This is a genomic window from Catenibacterium sp. (assembly GCF_052354645.1).
Classification (GTDB): domain Bacteria; phylum Bacillota_I; class Bacilli_A; order Erysipelotrichales; family Coprobacillaceae; genus Catenibacterium; species Catenibacterium mitsuoka_A.
On sequence record NZ_DAWDDM010000295.1, the window covers coordinates 1 to 2,395 of the forward strand.

Below are 2,395 nucleotides of genomic sequence, written 5' to 3' on the forward strand. Positions count from 1 at the left end.
TTCATAATCATAATAGCCATAATAATTTGAAGAATACTCACTTACCTTTTTACATATAGAATAGAAATCATCCAATGTCCAATCATTATCAGGCATCTGAATATGACAATTTTCCAGAAGAGTCTTATTCACAAACATCAATGTCGGATTACATTCATAAGGAAGTGCATATTGACTATTCGAATACGTTCCTGCTTTTAAAACACTGGAATAATAATCATCCGTACTAAAATTCTGATCAAAAGACATATAACTGTCTATTTCAGCAAGTGCACCAATAGAACTCAATGTATTAAAATCATCATCAAGAATCATAAAAACATCCGGTTCTTCTCCCTTGACAATCTTAGCTGAAAGCCATGAAGAATAATCATTCTTCATGATTCCACTCTCATACTTCACTTTAACCCCTGGATATTTCTTTTCAAATCGTTCTATAGCGCCATCAATGATTTTATAGCTCTCTCCGCTTGGTACATCCCAGTTACTTCCTGAGAAAACACCTAACTCCAGGGTAATTGTATCCGGGTAATTTGCGACAATCATGAAAAAGAGTGAAAAAACAACAATACCGAGAAAAATCTTTGACCTATTCATCATCAAACGTCCTTGTCATAAGACCACTTTCTACTGCCCATATAGCCAGCTGTGTACGGTCTCTTAAATTTAATTTAGAGAGGATAGAACTCAAGTAGTTTCTTACAGTTCCTTCAGATAAGAAGAGTTTCTGGGCAATTTCTTTATTGGATAAGCCATAGCCCACATGCTGAATTACTTTCCATTCTGGCTTACTTAATGTTTCTACATCCTTTTCATCCACTTTAATAGTATAGTTATTCTGCTGCATCTTAGAGAACATACTGAAGACTTTTGTCGCAATATCAGGATTAATCATTGCGCCTCCGGTATTGACTGTCACAATTGCTTTATAGAGTTCATCCATTGATACACCTTTTAATAAATAACCACTCGCACCATAGCGCAAAGCACTAAAGACAAAGTCATCATCATCAAAAGTAGTCAATATAATAATCTTTGTATTAGGATATTTCGTCTTCACTTCCTTAGTAGCCATAACACCATCCAAACCTGGCATACGAATATCCATCAAAATAACATCAACGACATACTTCTCTAAACATTTTAGTACTTCAAAACCATCTGATGCAGTATCTACCACATCAATATCTTCATGTGTACTTAATACTATTTTCAATGATTCTCTAATCAGTTCCTGATCATCCGCAATCATTACTTTAATCATAAAGTTCTCCCTCCTGTATTGGAATTGTGACCACTGTTAAGAAACCATGATGTCCATCATATGTCACTTTTCCATTGATCATAGATAAACGTTCTCTCATCTGTTTTAATCCAAAGCCATAATGAATCTCTTCACATCCCTGTCCATTATCCTGGATTTCTAGTTTCAATTTCTGATCTTCTATATATATAGAAATATTAATATGCGTTGCATCTCCATGCCTTACTGCATTAGTAATACTTTCCTGAATGACTCTAAATAAAATATCTTCTTTTGTATTCTCAAAGTCCACCTTCTCAAGACGATAGTCTAAGGTGATTTCTAGATCACTGACACTGGTGAATTCTTCAATCATATTTTCTAATGCACCTTTAAAGCCATGCTGTTCTAAAGCACCAGGTCGTAATTTATTCAATGAATTACGTACATCCCCAATTCCCTGCCTTACAACTTTACTGATAACCATCAATTGTTGTTTGGTTGCCTGAGGATTGATATCGATCATCGCAATACAGGCATCAACACCTGCTGCAATTCCTGTTAATGCATGTCCTAATGTATCATGTATTTCACGAGCCAGTCTTTTTCTTTCTTTATCTTCTGCAATCTTTTCACTTACTGCAGCATAATTCTCTAATTCATGATTGACTTGATGAACCATGATTAATTCCTGTGTCATACGTTCATTTTCCTGTACTTCATTCGCAATATAAATCATCAAGAATAAAATAAAGAACAATAAATTCACAATATCTAGTAAATTGATTCCTACCTGTAATAACCCTCTTGTCGTACTTGTATACACATTTAGATATGCATCAGCATTCACAAGAGGAAATAATGTACTGAAGAAATTATAATTAGAAATAATAAGAAGTAGACTTAACGGAATAGTCAGCCACTTAACATATTTATTCTCTTTAAATCTAAATAATGCATCACTGAATATCAAATAGATAATACCATTATAAATGAAATACAATGATTTCATAATAATAAAGCCTATAAGTGTTTCAATAAGTAGAAAGAGAATATTCTCAAATGGATATTCCTTAACACGATGATCAAAGAAATTCATAAGTATCATGATGAATATATATAAAATAAATGATTTAAAGAAAATAATTAATA

Annotated in this window: 3 protein-coding genes; all 3 read right to left on the reverse strand. The window is 33.0% G+C overall.

Going from position 1 to position 2,395, the window contains the following annotated elements:
• The coding region (locus ACT8VG_RS10185) for an ABC transporter substrate-binding protein (protein WP_444195795.1) at positions 1-546 on the reverse strand (546 nt) is incomplete at its 3' end.
• A gap of 43 nt (positions 547-589) precedes the next feature.
• A complete protein-coding gene (locus tag ACT8VG_RS10190) occupies positions 590-1,264 on the reverse strand; it encodes a response regulator (protein ID WP_444195796.1) in 675 nt (224 codons plus the stop codon).
• Positions 1,257-2,395: sensor histidine kinase (locus tag ACT8VG_RS10195; RefSeq protein WP_444195797.1), on the reverse strand; the 1,139-nt coding region annotated here is incomplete at its 5' end. The genes ACT8VG_RS10190 and ACT8VG_RS10195, both read right to left, overlap by 8 nt.